The organism is Providencia sp. wls1916 (genome assembly GCF_009706585.1).
GTDB classification, from domain to species: Bacteria; Pseudomonadota; Gammaproteobacteria; order Enterobacterales; family Enterobacteriaceae; genus Providencia; species Providencia lanzhouensis.
In genome coordinates, this window is the sequence record NZ_WLUL01000009.1 from 591,568 (window position 1) to 607,897 (window position 16,330).

General features: G+C 40.2%; 16 protein-coding genes. 9 read left to right on the plus strand and 7 right to left on the minus strand.

The window, feature by feature from the left end; all coding sequences use genetic code 11:
- Positions 1 to 125 precede the first annotated feature (125 nt).
- Positions 126 to 989 carry a DNA-binding transcriptional regulator YeiE gene (yieE, locus tag GKR61_RS06020; RefSeq protein WP_036953026.1) on the minus strand — a complete coding sequence of 288 codons (864 nt, stop codon included), beginning with the start codon at positions 987 to 989 and terminating at the stop codon, positions 126 to 128.
- 190 nt (positions 990 to 1,179) lie between these two features.
- Between yieE and GKR61_RS06025 the strand changes: the two genes are divergently transcribed.
- Entirely contained in the window at positions 1,180 to 2,259 is a 1,080-nt protein-coding gene (locus tag GKR61_RS06025; RefSeq protein ID WP_036953023.1) for a YeiH family protein, read from the plus strand.
- 133 nt (positions 2,260 to 2,392) lie between these two features.
- Positions 2,393 to 3,238 (plus strand): deoxyribonuclease IV, encoded by an 846-nt coding sequence (gene nfo, locus GKR61_RS06030; RefSeq protein ID WP_036953020.1) that lies wholly within the window; start codon positions 2,393 to 2,395, stop codon positions 3,236 to 3,238.
- An 81-nt stretch (positions 3,239 to 3,319) separates the two neighbouring features.
- On the opposite strand, the gene fruK is transcribed toward nfo, so the two are convergent.
- The gene (fruK, locus tag GKR61_RS06035) at positions 3,320 to 4,255 is read right to left on the minus strand and encodes a 1-phosphofructokinase (protein WP_036953017.1); all 936 of its coding nucleotides are present in this window, start codon (positions 4,253 to 4,255) and stop codon (positions 3,320 to 3,322) included.
- Between the two features lie 182 nt (positions 4,256 to 4,437).
- On the opposite strand from fruK, the gene GKR61_RS06040 reads away from it, so the two are divergent.
- The 3 genes from GKR61_RS06040 (at position 4,438) to yeiP (ending at position 6,985) form a co-directional block, all read left to right on the plus strand.
- Complete coding sequence (locus GKR61_RS06040) at positions 4,438 to 4,878, plus strand: nucleotide triphosphate diphosphatase NUDT15 (protein ID WP_154639638.1); 441 nt, start codon at positions 4,438 to 4,440, stop codon at positions 4,876 to 4,878.
- Between the two features lie 147 nt (positions 4,879 to 5,025).
- Positions 5,026 to 6,270 (plus strand): tryptophan permease, encoded by a 1,245-nt coding sequence (gene mtr / locus GKR61_RS06045; protein ID WP_108477943.1) that lies wholly within the window; start codon positions 5,026 to 5,028, stop codon positions 6,268 to 6,270.
- Between the two features lie 142 nt (positions 6,271 to 6,412).
- Entirely contained in the window at positions 6,413 to 6,985 is a 573-nt protein-coding gene (gene yeiP / locus GKR61_RS06050) for an elongation factor P-like protein YeiP (protein ID WP_036953010.1), read from the plus strand.
- A 150-nt stretch (positions 6,986 to 7,135) separates the two neighbouring features.
- Here yeiP and GKR61_RS06055 read toward each other — a convergent pair whose 3' ends face one another.
- On the minus strand, positions 7,136 to 7,480 hold the full coding sequence (locus tag GKR61_RS06055) for a hypothetical protein (RefSeq protein ID WP_108477942.1): 345 nt from the start codon (positions 7,478 to 7,480) through the stop codon (positions 7,136 to 7,138).
- A 1,052-nt stretch (positions 7,481 to 8,532) separates the two neighbouring features.
- On the opposite strand from GKR61_RS06055, the gene mepS reads away from it, so the two are divergent.
- Positions 8,533 to 9,120 carry a bifunctional murein DD-endopeptidase/murein LD-carboxypeptidase gene (gene mepS, locus GKR61_RS06060; protein ID WP_036953007.1) on the plus strand — a complete coding sequence of 196 codons (588 nt, stop codon included), beginning with the start codon at positions 8,533 to 8,535 and terminating at the stop codon, positions 9,118 to 9,120.
- Between the two features lie 132 nt (positions 9,121 to 9,252).
- Here mepS and GKR61_RS06065 read toward each other — a convergent pair whose 3' ends face one another.
- From GKR61_RS06065 to rsuA, 3 genes are all read right to left on the minus strand, one after another.
- Positions 9,253 to 9,594, minus strand: a complete 342-nt coding sequence (locus tag GKR61_RS06065) for a hypothetical protein (protein WP_036953005.1) — start codon at positions 9,592 to 9,594, stop codon at positions 9,253 to 9,255.
- 723 nt (positions 9,595 to 10,317) lie between these two features.
- Positions 10,318 to 11,502 carry a Bcr/CflA family multidrug efflux MFS transporter gene (locus tag GKR61_RS06070; protein WP_036953002.1) on the minus strand — a complete coding sequence of 395 codons (1,185 nt, stop codon included), beginning with the start codon at positions 11,500 to 11,502 and terminating at the stop codon, positions 10,318 to 10,320.
- Between the two features lie 24 nt (positions 11,503 to 11,526).
- Positions 11,527 to 12,231 carry a 16S rRNA pseudouridine(516) synthase RsuA gene (gene rsuA, locus GKR61_RS06075; protein ID WP_036953000.1) on the minus strand — a complete coding sequence of 235 codons (705 nt, stop codon included), beginning with the start codon at positions 12,229 to 12,231 and terminating at the stop codon, positions 11,527 to 11,529.
- 222 nt (positions 12,232 to 12,453) lie between these two features.
- On the opposite strand from rsuA, the gene GKR61_RS06080 reads away from it, so the two are divergent.
- Both GKR61_RS06080 and rplY read left to right on the plus strand, forming a co-directional pair.
- Positions 12,454 to 14,226: a DEAD/DEAH box helicase gene (locus GKR61_RS06080; RefSeq protein ID WP_154639662.1), complete on the plus strand. Its 1,773-nt coding sequence runs from the start codon at positions 12,454 to 12,456 to the stop codon at positions 14,224 to 14,226.
- Between the two features lie 209 nt (positions 14,227 to 14,435).
- Positions 14,436 to 14,717 (plus strand): 50S ribosomal protein L25, encoded by a 282-nt coding sequence (gene rplY, locus GKR61_RS06085; RefSeq protein WP_006660420.1) that lies wholly within the window; start codon positions 14,436 to 14,438, stop codon positions 14,715 to 14,717.
- A 126-nt stretch (positions 14,718 to 14,843) separates the two neighbouring features.
- Here rplY and yejK read toward each other — a convergent pair whose 3' ends face one another.
- Entirely contained in the window at positions 14,844 to 15,845 is a 1,002-nt protein-coding gene (yejK, locus tag GKR61_RS06090) for a nucleoid-associated protein YejK (RefSeq protein ID WP_108477940.1), read from the minus strand.
- 238 nt (positions 15,846 to 16,083) lie between these two features.
- Between yejK and GKR61_RS06095 the strand changes: the two genes are divergently transcribed.
- A complete protein-coding gene (locus GKR61_RS06095) occupies positions 16,084 to 16,311 on the plus strand; it encodes a YejL family protein (protein WP_108477939.1) in 228 nt (75 codons plus the stop codon).
- Positions 16,312 to 16,330: the final 19 nt, after the last annotated feature.

The following is a 16,330-nucleotide window of genomic DNA, read 5'->3' on the forward strand; positions in this document are numbered from 1 at the left end:
TCAGTCAATAACGCGGGGGATTCTAACAAACTCAAACGGCAGAACTAAGCAACTCTTTGCTGTTATAAGATACCTTCATAATCCAGCGATAATTATTAGCAAAACACGTTATAGTGAATAAAACGTCAATTACAATAATCCAGCAGATTCGTTATCGCGTTAGAAAGATGCTTCTGACGGTGATAAATCAGGTATAACGTACGCTCAAGTTGTAACTCTTCCACTTCAAGCTCTACCAGCGTGCCATTCTCTAACTGCTCCGCAATCACGCGTCGAGATAAACAGCTGATGCCCATCCCAAAACGTACCGCATGTTTAATCGCTTCGGAATTACCTAACTCCATTAAAATATGGAAGCCTGGAAGGTGAGCAAAGAGTAGTTGATCTAGTACATCACGCGTACCAGAGCCTCTTTCACGCAAAATCCATGGCGCATCTTTTAACTCTTTTAAGGTGACTTTTTTCTGTGCTAAGGGGTTACTTGGTGCGGAAAACACCACTAATTCATCTTTTAACCACGGTTTTGAGATGAGTTCAGGACTGTGGCAAACCCCTTCTATCAGCCCCACATCAGCCCGAAACTCCATCACGCCTTTAATGACTTCCTCGGTATTGCCGATAAATAATTCCAGTGGAATTTCAGGATTATCATGACGGTACCCGGCTAAAATCTCAGGCAACATATAGTTACCGATTGTGGTACTTGCCGCCAAACGAACTGCACCCATCTCTTTTTTGAACAGTTGCTCGACTTCAAATGCTTGTTCTAATAACGCTAATGCCTTTGGGTAAAGTAGGCGCCCATGTTCGTTAGTGACAAGTCGTTTACCTACACGGTCAAAGAGTTGCACACCTAATTGCCCTTCCAAGTCAGTCAGTGAAGCGCTCACTGCGGACTGCGATAACGCTAATAATTGCGATGCTTGCGTCGTGGAGCCACTTTTCAATACTTCCGTGAAAACTTCAAGCTGCCTCAATGTAATACGCATACAGAAAGCTCCAAGATGATTATGTAGTTGTAATAATATTGTTAATATTAATCATTTATTAGCAATATACCAGAAGAAACTCTTAATCTGTTTTTTAGATAAATAATACAAAAACAATCAATTTAGATTATTACATTTTTTGTTATATGCTTATTCCAACTTAATCTAAGTCGTCATAAAGAGTGTAGTCATGGATAAAACTGGAACCAAAGCAATCACACAAAATAATTCATTCCCTATTCTAAAACTTGTTCCGGGGATCATTTTAGCGGGAATTTTAACAGCCATTGCCATATATCTTGGTGAACAATCATGGTTTATGGATATCGGGCTGGGCGCGCTCACTCTGGCTATTCTTCTTGGTATTTGTGTGGGAAATACCGTTTACCCTGCGATTAGTACAAGTAGCGATGCAGGGATTAAATTCGCTAAGCACTATTTTTTACGTGCCGGTATTATTTTGTATGGCTTTCGCCTGACTTTTCAGCAAATTACCGACGTGGGAGCCACAGGACTGATTATTGATGCACTCACATTAACCTCCACTTTTTTCTTAGCTTATTGGCTTGGTAAAAAAGTATTCAAACTTGATGATGAAACCACCATGTTAATTGGTGCGGGTAGCAGTATTTGTGGTGCAGCTGCCGTAATGGCAACCGAGCCGGTCGTTAAAGCGTCCGCAAGTAAGGTCGCAGTTGCCGTTTCAACCGTGGTGATCTTTGGTACCATTGGTATTTTTGTCTACCCATGGTTATATCAGTTAAATGCGCATTTCGGCTGGATCCCTGCGACTCAAGAAACATTCGGGATTTATATCGGTTCAACCGTACATGAAGTCGCCCAAGTTGTTGCCGCAGGTCATACTATTGGTCCAGATGCAGAAAATGCTTCTGTGATAGCGAAAATGTTACGCGTGATGATGCTGGCGCCGTTTTTAATTATCTTATCTGCATTTATTAGCCGTAAAAATGCGGCCAGCACGCAAGAGGGCGCCCAAAAAAGTAAAATTACGATCCCTTGGTTTGCGGTGATTTTTATCTTAGTCGCCGCGTTTAACTCATTCAACTTATTACCTGAGCAACTGGTTAAACAAATTATTACGTTAGATACCATCCTATTAGCGATGGCGATGGTGGCATTAGGGTTGACAACGCATGTCAGTGCGATTCGACAAGCGGGGATCAAACCTTTATTGATGGCTGCTATCTTGTTCGCTTGGTTAATTTTCGGCGGTATAGTGATTAACGTTGTTATTCAGTCGGTGTTTTAACCCTCATTTTCTACTTGCTAAGTTTGTCTCCTTTTTTGAGCACCTCCGATTGCCGCTTTTTATAAGCGGCATTTTTTTATTGGTTTCATTTCTTTAGTTATTAATGGCATACTCCTGAAAAAAGGAGTCTATCATGAAATATGTTGGAGCACATGTCAGCGCCTCTGGCGGCGTAGACCAAGCAGTGATTCGCGCCCATGAAATTGGAGCCACTGCATTTGCCTTATTTACCAAGAATCAACGTCAATGGAAAGCCGCCCCCCTTAGTGATGAATCAATTAAAAGCTTCAAACAAAACTGCGCTAAATACGGTTATGGAAAGCACCAAATTTTACCCCACGACAGTTATCTCATTAACTTGGGGCATCCTGAATTTGAAGCATTAGAGAAATCTCGCGTCGCTTTTATTGATGAAATGCAGCGTTGTATGCAATTGGGAATTGACCTGCTGAACTTCCATCCCGGCAGCCACCTTAAGCAAATTGAAGTTGATGATTGCCTCGCGCGTATTGCAGAATCGATCAATATCGCCTTAGAAGAAACTGAAGGTGTTATCGCCGTCATTGAAAATACTGCAGGACAAGGGACAAATCTGGGGTTTGATTTTACACATCTAGCTAAAATCATCGAGCGCGTTAAAGATCAAAGCCGTGTCGGTGTTTGTATTGATACGTGCCATGCCTTTGCCGCAGGTTATGACCTGCGCACAGCAGAAGATTGCGAGAAAACATTCCAACAATTTTCTGACATTGTGGGCTTTGAATTCTTAAAAGGTATGCATCTTAATGATGCGAAAAGTGAATTTGCCAGCCGTGTTGACCGCCATCATAGCTTAGGTGAAGGCAATATTGGCTATGCACCATTTAGCTATATTATGAAAGACCCACGTTTTGATGGTATCCCGCTGATTTTAGAGACCATCAATCCCGATATTTGGCCACAAGAGATTGCATGGTTAAAATCGCAACAAAATAGCTAAGACAGCTAATAGACAAAAACCATCGCAAACAAAAAGGCGGCCTTCTATAGCCGCCTTCTCAATGAAATAATCGTACAATATTTACAATGATTTCATCTCAATTTTCGCCATCATATCCGCCAGCTTATTACGATTTTTTAAGCCAACATCAGGCTGAGAAACCGATAACGCAGAAATTGCGGTCGCCATACGGAGTGTATGCTCGCTAGTCTCACCATTTAATAAGCCGTAAGCTAACCCTGCAACCATTGAATCCCCAGCACCTACCGTACTGACAACCTCACATTGAGGCGGTTTTGCAAGCCAAGATCCTGAAGCATTTACCCAAAGAGCACCTTCTTCACCAAGGGAAATGACCACGTGAGAAATGCCTTTATCACGCAGCTCATGTGCCGCCGCAATAACATCTTTTAAATCAGGTAATTTACGCCCTACCCATGTTTCTAACTCTTGACGATTAGGTTTAACTAACCATGGGGATGCTTTCAGACCCGCTTTTAATGCTTCGCGGCTACTATCAAAGATAATACAAGGGCATAATTGACGCAGACGAGTCATCCAACGTGTGAATTCTTCAGGTTCAATCCCATTAGGTAAACTTCCGCTTACCACCACCATGTCAAAATGACCAAGCCAATTAAGGGATTCTGTGGAAAAACGGTTCCAATCTTCTTTACTGACATCAAAACCAGAGAAATTAAAGTCTGTCGATTCACCGTTATTTTCTGTGAGCTTAACATTAATGCGCGTACGACCTGGCACCATGCTAAAGCGGTTTGCCATGCCATTTTCACTAAAGAAGTGTTGGAATTCTTCTTGGTTGTCCTTACCCATAAAGCCGCTAACAGTGATATCAATACCGAGGTCACGCAGGACTTTTCCTACATTAACCCCTTTGCCTCCAGCATTGAGACTAGCGGTCTTAACTAAATTGACTTCACCGACTTCGATGGAAGGGCATAGCCCCACAAGGTCATAAGCAGGATTTAATGTAATTGTAGCAACCCGGCGAGTCATAACCACTTATCTCCCTTATCATTATTGTCTTCGTGCAGACGGTCTTATCACAAGATTTTCAGGGCATAGTTATAACACTAATAACTGTTAGTTTCAGTGATATTTGTATTTTTTCCTGATTGTAATTTGAAAGTAACGTGGCAAAATTCTTTCCTTTATAAAAATAAGAAGAAGGAAAAATAATGTCGGATCCTCAATATGTTGTTGTTGGTATCGGCGTACTGATTACTAACGCCCAAGGGCAAATTCTCCTAGGTAAACGTAGCAGTCAGCATGCGCCTTACTGGTCTATTTTCGGAGGCCATGTTGACCCAGGAGAATCTTTCGAAGCCTGTGCAATCCGTGAAATAAAAGAAGAGATTGGTATTGATATCGAGACCCCAACCGTATTTGGTATCAGCAATAATATCGAAACCTTCCAACAAGAAGGAAAACATACCGTTTCCATCTGCATGCATGTGGAATATAACGGAGAAAAAGCCCCACAGATCATGGAAGCGGATAAATGCGAAAGCCTGTTGTGGATCTCCCCAACTGACCCATTACCTGAGCCTCATTTTGAAGCTAGCCGTAATACCATTGAGCTATGGCTCAACAAACGCTTTTATCAGCCTCACCACTAAACCCCATATGCACAAATTTTATCCTATTTGTGCATATAGTAATCACCATTAATTATTTTTTATTTTATTATCTTTTAGATGTTTACATTATTTCAGTCCTAATGTATCGTTCAGCTAGTACAGTGAAACAATCATTCAGGAGTCATCATGGAAGCCGATGTAACAAAACCACCAAAGCGCCCCTCTATTTTAGGCGGTTCAATGATCATAGCCGGTACCGCAGTCGGTGCAGGTATGTTTTCTATTCCGATGGTGACTTCAGGTGTTTGGTTTTCCGGTTCAGTTGTCTTACTGATCTACACATTTATCTGTATGTTATTATCAGGATTAATGATTTTAGAAGCCAATATGAATTATCCTGCAGGTGCTAGTTTTCATACCATGGTAAAAGATTTATTAGGCTCCGGCTGGAATACCATTAATACCCTCTCCATTACGTTTGTATTATATATTTTGACCTATGCCTATATTTCGGCAGGTAGTTCAATTATTACAGAGAACATTTCTCAATATGTTCAAGTTCCACAAGCACTCTCAGGCTTTGTTTTTGCGGTCGTTATCGCGTTTTTTGTTTGGTTATCTACCCGCGCGGTTGATAGGTTAAGTACGATTTTAATTGGTGGGATGGTGATCACGTTCGTCATGTCTATTGGTGGCATGGTCACAACCGCTTCGCCTTTAGTTCTCTTCGACCAATATGAAAATAGCCACAGTGAATATTTACCTTATGCATTAGCTGCATTGCCTTATTTACTGACCTCTTTTGGTTATCATGGTAACGTGCCGGGATTAGTGAAGTACTACAATAAAGATAGCCGTAGTGTCATGTTGAGCTTAGTCTACGGTGCAGGAATTACCGTCACTATCTATATCTTATGGCAGTATGCTATTCAGGGTAATATTCCGCGCTCATCCTTTATTGCGATCAGAGAAAATGGTAACAATATTGGTGCGTTACTGAATCAAATGAATATTTCCGCACAGAGTAGCTTTATTTCACAATTTTTAACGCTGTTCTCTTACATGGCATTAGCTAGCTCGTTTTTAGGCGTATCCCTCGGCTTATTTGATTTTATCGCTGACTTCTTTAAATTTAACGATAGCCATCAAGGGCGATTTAAATCAGTCATTATTACTTTCTTACCGCCAACAGTTTTAGGTTTAGCGTTCCCTGACGGCTTTATTTATGCCATCGGTTTTGCAGGACTTGCAGCCACTATTTGGGCGGTCATTGTCCCTGCCATGATGGCAAGAGCAAGCCGTAAGCGTTTTCCTAATAATAGCTATCGAACACCCGGCGGAAGCTTTGTGATTGGGTTCGTAATCTTATTTGGTTTGATTAACGCAGCAGCCCATATTTTGTCTCTGTTAGGTTTATTGCCTGTTTATTAAGTTATTCAAAGACAATCATTGGTTAAAAAGAGATCCCTAGCGTGAAAACTAGGGATTTTTTTGATGTTAACATCTTGCCTAATCCGTTATCTGCGAGTAATTTTGTCGAACTCTTTTTGACTAATAACAAAGAAGGTTATTTATGGCTAAGGCCAACGAAATCAAACGTGGTTTTGCAATAAACTACAACGGGAAATTACTGCTGGTTAAAGACATTGATATCCAATCCCCAAGCGCTCGTGGCGCAAGTACACTGTATAAAATGCGCTTTACCGATATCAAAACTGGCCAAAAAGTTGAAGAGCGCTTCAAAGGCGATGATATTTTAGACACAATTTCACTCACTCGCCGTGCGGTAAGCTTCTCGTATATTGATGGTGATGAGTATGTGTTCATGGACAATGAAGACTATACCCCATATATCTTTAAAAAATCTGATATTGAAGAAGAGCTACTATTTATTCCTGAAGAAGGTTTACCAGGAATGCAGGTTTTAACAATGGATGGGCAAGTGCTAGCACTTGAATTGCCACAAACTGTCGATATGGTGATTGCTGAAACAACACCAGGTATTAAAGGCGCTTCTGCAAGTGCTCGTACTAAACCTGCAACAATGCCGACTGGCTTAACAGTTCAAGTTCCTGAATATTTAACTACCGGTGAAAAAATCCGTATTCACATTCCTGAACGCCGTTATATGGGGCGTTGTGATTAATTATTTTGCTCTATTTTCTCAGTTTGAAAATAAGCTTACATTACCTATGGGCATTCCGCCCATAGGCGTCATTATAAATAAATATCACTCATCCTAGAAACGCATTCCATTTAACATTCAAAAATTAATATAAAAATGACAATTTAGTTATTAGTCATAAATAACCGTGTAAACCCCTATTTTATTTTCCTTATTAATCCATTTGAATGTTTGAGTTCCTTTATGATTTGGAAGTACAGTTCCTTTTTCAGTCAATTTATTAAACTTTACTGACGTCGTTTTAACGGCTCCATCATCATTCCAACATTTTGTATCAATACTCTGTTCAATACTCGTGATAACGCAAGGTGATGCGACAATCGCGCCGACAAAGTGGATAGTACCTGATGCAACGGGTTTTGCTTCGCTATGTGTAGAGGCTTTAGCGTGCATACCGAATGTTAATGCCATTAAAGAAAATACTGCTAATGTTATTTTTTTTACTGAGTGATCCACAAGAATTTCTCCGCTTAAAATTAAGTTATCGTCAATTACTAGAATTTATTTACATCTAATTGATGCGTTGTTTAATAAATTTCGGATATAAGCTTAATTTGAGTAGGGAAATAGTTATTTCACATATGGTCGCCATTTTTTATTTTTAGAAACCCGCAAAGGGAGGCAAGATTTTTAGCGTTTAAAATTTAACTTAGATACAATAAATTTCATTGGAATTGATTTCATTTATACAACAAATCACTTTCTATTTTATTAAAATTAGTCATCTTATCCATCAATCACATTAGATGTTTATTAATTAGAACTGCTATCAACAATTCTCTAATTAAATTCATTTTCTTAGTAAATTTTTAATCTATTTAATTCCTTTCACTTATTAAAGGAGTAAAATTTCGTAGCATCGAATAATGAACATAACTGTTTAGCTCTCTTCATTGGAAGCTTAATGCATAAAAAACACACGATAATGTAGTAAGAATATCCGCAACATATACCTATCTAATACGGACAATTTGTTTTTACATTTAAGTGACAAACAATATAAATTTAAACTTCTTTACAAATCAGATTGAAATTTAAAAAATCACCACTGTTTTTATAAAGATATTAGATAATAAACGTGACTATGATCATGTTTTCTTTGAAAACGGTCTTCCTAAGAGCGCAAAAACACTGGATTATTCGCATTCTGAAGGCAAGTTAATGATGGATCTCTCGTTTTATATAATGTTTTGTAAATTATGCCCCTATTAACTCGCCATTTCAGCTTTGTTTATGTATATTCTTTATGTTTGGTTAAAGAACCTAATATTCATCAGCCAAATATATAAAATAAGTACGATTTTTAGCAGCTTCTGATTATCTTTTTATAATCAACAGGTGTTAGAGCACAAGATAGCTGCTAATTTAGAGCATAATTTGTTCGATACATAAACACTTTCTGCGAAAAATACACTCAGTCGTTTAATGCGTTTTTCACAGGGATCAGTTTAAGTGTGTTGTGTAATTTCCACACGGCAACAAATAAAATGGCAAGGGATATTCTATTAATGTTAACTTCTGAAAAATTTAAGCGCTATATCTGGCGCATTGTTCCGGCAGTCGCAATTGCCGTAACGCTTTCAGCATGTACGGCACCGAAAACGTCGAAGAATGGTCAGACAACCACAAGATCTTCAGATGCTCGTATGTTAAATGCAACATCGAATGACTCACTCGCAATGGCATCTCAAGATGAGTTCGAAGATTTAGTCAGAAGTGTTGATACCAAATCCAAAATAATGGATCAATATGCAAGCTGGAAAGGCGTAAGCTACCGTTTAGGTGGAACCACGAAAAGTGGTGTTGACTGTTCTAGCTTCGTACAACGTACTTTCCTCGAACAATTTGGCGTGCAATTACCACGTACTACCTCTGAACAAGAGTCTTCAGGTAAAAGTGTAAAACGCAATAATTTAAGAGCGGGTGACTTAGTTCTGTTTAAAACAGGTCGCACGATGAAACATGTAGGGATTTATATCGGGGACAATAAGTTTGTTCACGCCTCTACAAGCAATGGCGTTATTGTTTCTGAAATGACTAACGATTATTGGAGCAAGCGTTATTACGCAAGCCGCCGTGTGGTTAATGGTTCATAGAACCCAGAAACATTAATGCAGTAACATATAGATACCTTGCCAATAAAAAAGCTTCCAGGCTCTAAACCGGAAGCTTTTTTATTGGGCCGAATATCATAAAGACGACCTTAAGATTAAATAGTTTCAATGCCATTAAGCACAATAGAAACCAGAAGCCATTTCTGCGATAGCAACACCGGATGCTTTTAAACGGCACATTGCGGTTAGCTCATCACTCGCTCGGATAAATAAACACATCTCTTTTTGCCATTCTAAAATGGCGTTATCGATCTGCATTTCCGATAACGATTCAGATAAATGCTTCATTGCAATACAATCTGTTGCACAGTCGTGGCTCAGCAATTTTAGCCCTACTAGCTTATCGCTATTCATATCATTCATAGGTACAACTTCAACATCAGTCCCTATTTTTCCCGATAACCAGCGGTAGCTTTGCGGTAGCCTGTGCACCACCGAAAGACCTAATTTTTCCACAAAAATTTCCTATTAAAACATGTCATCATTTTGCCAAGTAAATTGACTAGCCAAATCGCCATTTAATTTACATTTCACTCAATGAATATCGATTCTTTTAGATACTGAAACTCCCCCAAGAGACAACGTCCCTCTTCCTTGTACCTCTCTCTATATTAGAGAGTGAATAGAGCTACATATGTCTTAAAGAAATCCTCGTTCAAACCGAACTTTTAACTCAATCAAAAAGTAACATGAATGTTAAAAGCAAGAACTTAAATATAACATTAAAAAAGTAGCATGTCGTTAAATTTTTGTGACATACATCATTGCATACGAATTTTTTTGACAAAAAAGTTAATTATTAAACAAATTTTGAGAACAACCATCAAAATAAACCATAGTAAATCAATTTATTTTTTACATTATTATTCAAATGTATTAACAATTATCTCTTTTTTAAGCTCATATAGCCTTATTTCGGATTATTAAAAAATGAGTTCCACTTTTCATCGAAAACAGAAATTTAACAAACATTCCATTTAAGTTAATTGATATGGATCATTTTTTGATAAATACTTTAATTTCATTACGAAATTAATCGATTTTATCGAAGTGTTGAGTAGGTTAATCCATAGGTATCATGAATAATATATTGGTGAGATAAATCAGCATGATATAAATAATTGAGGGAAACTAATGAGTTTATCAGCTTCATCCTTGAAACTGATTCTATTGGAGATGTTATTTTGCTCTTTTCGCTAAAAGCACAAATAACATGGAGAGAGCCACACAACCTACCATCGAGCCTACCATCGGCCATGCATTTTTAGCAGGAATCATTGATAACAAAGTCCCCACCAATGCACCAATAGAAAAACGAATTGTGCCGGCAAGTGAAGACACTGTTCCTGCAATATGAGGATAATTATCGAGGATCACTGCCATCGAGTTTGAGGTGATCATTGCAATCCCACTCACATAAATCGCGACGCCGATCACTAATGTCCAGAAATCCATACCCAATGCTGTCGTCGTTAATAACCATATTCCCATAACGAACTGAACAATAATCCCGAAATACAACATTCGCTCAGCGCCAAATTGCCTTACAAATTTGCCGTTAATCGTCGTCATAATAAATAAGAAGACAATATTGATGCCAAAGTAATAGCCAAAATGTTGAGGCGATACTCCGTTAAGGTCGATATAGACAAATGACCCCGCATTCAAGAAAGAAAACATACCGGAAAACGAAAATGAGCTGGCCAAAATATAGAACAACACTTGGCGGGCTCTGAATAACGTCGCAAATTGGCGTAATGTGGTTCCGATATGGAATTTTTGTCGCCTTTCAACGGGTAGTGTTTCTCGGATAAATAAACTGACTAGCACCACAGCGATAACAGCCGCAATTGCAATACTCCAGAAAATGGCATGCCATGAGAACCAGCGCATCATTTCGCCGCCCATGATAGGTGCCATCAACGGTGCAATTGTCATCACCAATACGACGAAAGACATGCTTCTGGAGAATTCATCTTTAGTAAACATGTCGCGCATTAATGCGTTGATCACGACGCTGGCTGCGGCTGCCGCAAATCCATGAAGGAAACGCAACCAGATAAATGTATCGATCGATTCCGCAACTGCACAAGCCGCCGAGGCTAATGCAAAGACAATCACCCCACCTAAAATTACGGGTTTACGTCCTAGACTGTCCGCCATCGGACCATAAAAAAGCTGACCAATTGCAAAACCAAAAATGTAGCTGTTTAGGGTCATCTGAATGCGCCCTTCATCTACATTAAAGTAACCTGTCATTGCAGGGAAACTCGGTAAATACATATCAATCGCTAATGGCATTAGCATTGATAGCAAACCTAAAATTAAAATCAGCCCCAAATAGGATGAACGCTGTTGTTGCACTTATTAACTCCTGCTATGACATCATTAACGGGGAACCGTAATACTCTCAATCTCAGCTTCAGTCAGTGGACGATATTCCCCCGGCTCTAGCTGCTCATCTAAACGAATTTCCCCGACTCGCTCACGATGCAAACCACACACATGATTTCCGACGGCCGCAAACATCCGCTTAACTTGATGATAGCGCCCTTCACTGATTGTCAGCCGGACGTCACGTGGAGAAATAATCTCCAATTGAGCAGGTTTCGTGAGTGATTTCTCACCATTTAACATGACGCCTTGTTCAAATTGAATAGCGACATCGTCGGTAATATCTTCACTCAGTTGAACTCGGTAGGTTTTCTCACAATGATGTTTTGGCGAGGTAATGCGGTGAGACCATTGCCCGTCATCTGTTAATAACACTAACCCTGTCGTATCAATATCCAAGCGACCTGCTGCATGCAGTTTTTGGGCGACGGGCTCATCAATAAAATAGAGAATTGTTGGGTGCGTTGGGTCATCAGTAGAGCAAACATAGCCTTCAGGCTTATTGAGCATAAAATAGCGAGGTCCTGTGACTTGCACTAACACATTGCCATCATAGGCAACTTCATTATCAAGACCCACCTGCATTGAACCTGATTTTACAACTTCATCGTCAACCATGACATTACCGGCACGTAGCTCACGCGCCACCAAACTCCGGCTTATCCCAAGTTGCTGGGACAAAAATTTATCCAGTCGCATAGATTCTCTTAACTTGATGGAATGTCAGCGAGAGGTACAATAGCACCGCGCTGTCATAAGATAGAAAGATGGATTGCTGTGATTACTATCACATAATTTATTATACCAATAACCTGTTACAAGTGATAGCGCAGCAAGGGGAACGCTTAAATTTAGACCTAGCAACGGATTTAACTTAAATTTAACATTAATAATCTGACTTTTTTGAAAAAACTAACTCATATGCCTGCAGCCTCATCCCGTTTTACTTTACGCCCTTACCAACAAGAAGCCGTTGACGCGACGATCCAGCATTTCCGTCGTCATACTACACCAGCAGTGATTGTGCTTCCGACAGGGGCAGGAAAAAGCTTAGTGATCGCAGAATTAGCGAGGCTGGCTCGTGGGCGCGTATTAGTTTTAGCGCATGTCAAAGAGTTAGTTGAGCAAAACCACGCTAAATATCTGACTTATGGTCTAGAGGCAGATATATTCGCAGCAGGTCTCAATCGCAAAGAATCCCACAGTAAAGTGGTCTTTGGGAGCGTACAATCGGTAGCGCGTAACCTTGAACACTTTGACGACAAATTCTCCTTAGTGATCATCGATGAATGTCATCGCATCAGCTTAAACGAAGAAAGTCAGTATCAACAAATTATCCTAAGCTTACAAAAGCATAACTCTGCACTACGCATTTTGGGCTTGACCGCGACGCCCTATCGCCTTGGCCATGGGTGGATTTACCAATACCACTACCACGGAATGGTTAAAGGTGATGAACACTGTTTTTTCCGTGATTGTATCTATGAATTACCGCTGCATTACATGATCAAAAACCAATTTTTGGTTCCCCCTGAACGCTTAGATATGCCAGTGCTACAATATGATTTTAGTCAGGTATCGGTTAACCAATCGGGAATTTTTAGTGAGCAAGAACTCAATTTATCTCTCAAAAAACAGCAGCGCATTACACCAAAAATTGTGGCGCAGATTATTGAGTATGCAACGCCATTACAAGGTTGCATGATTTTTGCCGCTACGGTTGAACATGCTAAAGAGATCCTCAGTTATTTACCTCAAGATACTGCGGCATTAGTCACCGCGGATACACCATCCCTCGAGCGCCAAAGCATCATTCAGCAATTTAAAAACAAGCAATTACATTATCTTGTCAACGTTTCAGTACTGACCACTGGTTTTGATGCGCCACACGTAGACGTAATTGCCATCTTACGCCCGACAGAGTCTGTCAGCTTATATCAGCAAATCGTTGGACGTGGCTTACGTTTGAGTGAAGGAAAAAAACAGTGCCTAATTCTGGACTATGCCGGAAATCCTCACGACCTCTTTCGCCCCGAAGTGGGTAGCAGCAAACCCAACTCCACCAGCGTTCCAGTCCAAATTTTCTGTCCACTGTGTCAGTTTGCCAATGTTTTTTGGGGGAAATGCACCGCTGATGGTCAAATTGTCGAGCACTACGGGCGTCGCTGCCAAGGGTGGGAAGAAGATGAGCATGGACGAAAACAACAATGTGAGTTCCGCTTTCGATTTAAGCAATGCCCCCATTGTGGCGCTGAAAATGACATTGCCGCACGACGTTGCCATAAATGCCAAGAAGTGCTTACTGACCCCGATGATATGCTTAAAGCCGCATTACAACTCAAAGATGCGCTAATCTTACGCTGCGGGGGAATGGAACTCACGTCAGGCTCGGATGCAAAAGGCGAATGGCTTAAAATTGCCTACTATGATGAAGATGGTACGTCGGTGTCTGAGCGCTTTCGACTCACCACTCCAGCTCAAAAACGCGCATTTGAATTCCGATTCTTGCGAGAACATCATCGAGCCCCAGGTGTTCCTTTCCATTGGAATAATGCAAACGACATTATTTCACAACAAGCTTTATTACGTTACCCACAATTTATTGTTGCGCGAAAAAAAGAAAACTACTGGGAGATTAGAGAGAAAATCTTTGATTATCAGGGGCGTTTCCGTCTTGCAGCATCGTTAAGATGAGCAGAAAAGACGCGATTAATGATGAATAAATCATGCCAAGTCAGAAAGATAATGATCTTAATGATTGCCCGCTGACCGTTTTTTCGTTAAAATGCCGCCCGCCTTTGTATGTCTCGCTTAGCGAAATGATGTTACAGGGCCAAATCTCGAACCTGCTGCTGGGTCGCCTGTAGCAGGATTTTTATTTTTTCTTTTATAGAGAAATTGTAATGTTAACTATCAATGCAATTGAACGTAAAGAGCAGGGTAAGGGTGCGAGCCGCCGCCTGCGCAGAGCTAACCAACTGCCAGCTATCGTTTACGGTGGCAACCAAGAAGCTATCTCTGTTACTCTGAACCACGATGAAATCATTAACCAAGAAAGCAAAGCAGAATTTTACGAAGTTCTGACTCTGGTTATCGATGGTAAAGAAACTAAAGTAAAAGTTCAGGCTGTTCAACGTCACCCATTTAAGCCAAAAGTGACGCACATTGACTTCCTGCGCGCTTAATTAAGCCCATAGCCGAGCTTTAAAGTTTTTTCGGGACGCCGAGTAAATAACGCCGCAATTGCGGCGTTATTTATTTCAAACATACGATTTCTAACATAAAAATTTCGATAGTGAATCCATCATTCACTATTTATTACCGCGACGTTGCAACTGGTCACGCAGATTCGGCGGTGTACCACGGATAGTCAATGTGTCCGTCACGGGATCCCAGAAAATACGTTCTCCCATTAACATCGCGTCAAAGCTAATCGTAATACCCCCACCACTGCCTGAAAATTTCGTTAATTGCTTCAACGTACCGCGATCAGCAGGAAAACTCTCTTCCAGTTGATAATCATTTTGGCGAGTAAAATCTTCAAAGCTTTGCTCTTCCACCATTGGTAACTCTTTTGAGAGTTCCTTCAGCTCAATCTCTTCGCCTGATTGCAGTTGCTCACTGCAATAGCTGTGAACTTGCTGGCGATAGGCTTGGCGAGTGTTTTTATCCATTTGCGCATTATCACAAAAATCATCCAATGCTTGGACTAACCCTTTATTCTGTACCTTCGCATTCAAACCTTCAGACGCAGCTAAAAAGTCCATAAAGAAATCAGATACTTTACGCCCCACTCGTCCTTTAAGGAAAGTCAGATAACGCTTCGACTCAGGATTAGTTTCCCATTCAGTCAAATCAATACGCGCTACAATATCCGCATGAGGAATATCTAAATAGTGAGTCGTACCCAAATCGAGGGACTCAGTCACAAACATACTGTCGCAACTATTCAGAACAGCGATAAGGAGATATTCCACTGCCAAGTAACGATATTGGCAGAAGAGAACGATTCCGCCTTCAGCAAACGGGTATTTTGCCAGCTCATCTTTTAAACGTACGGTCATTGCACGGCTAAAGCCTAAAAACTCTTCTTCACCCTTACGCAGTAACGTTAACGCTTCAGCCAGTTCACTCTCTTCGTTGAACTCACCAAACGCCTTACTTTTTGCACTGTATACACGATGTAATTCTGCCATCATGTCTTGCACAACATTGTCTGTCGTCAATAACGAATCACGTAACATGACTTCTAAGGTCTGTTCATCTCGTTTAATCAACTGGTGTAACGCTATCTGGGTAATTTCCAGACTCATTGTTGGCTCCTTTCGCTAGCAGAAATAATGTCGCGTATTCAAACACTGTTAGTATTTGTCTGCAACTGAAACCGTTAACCGCCATTTTTTTATTACTTTTGTGGCGAACTATTATCCACTTCGGTGATCTAAATAAACATTATTATCAATTAAACGAAAATTTGTTTAAAGAAAGAAGAAAAGTCACCCACAATGGGCTATCATATGGAGCTTTCATTAATTTAGGATGCCATAATTTATGCCACAATCATCTCGCTATAGTGATGAAAAAGTTGAAGGTTTACTGTCTGACCTTGTTAGTGTGTTAGAAAAAAACCATACTCCCGTTGATCTATCATTAATGGTACTCGGTAACATGGTTACCAATCTGCTGAATACGTCTGTCGCCCCTGCTCAGCGTAAAATGATTGCAGAGTCCTTTGCCAATGCATTACTTTCTTCTGTACAAGAAGATAAATCACACTAATTTGGTTGATAAATAAACA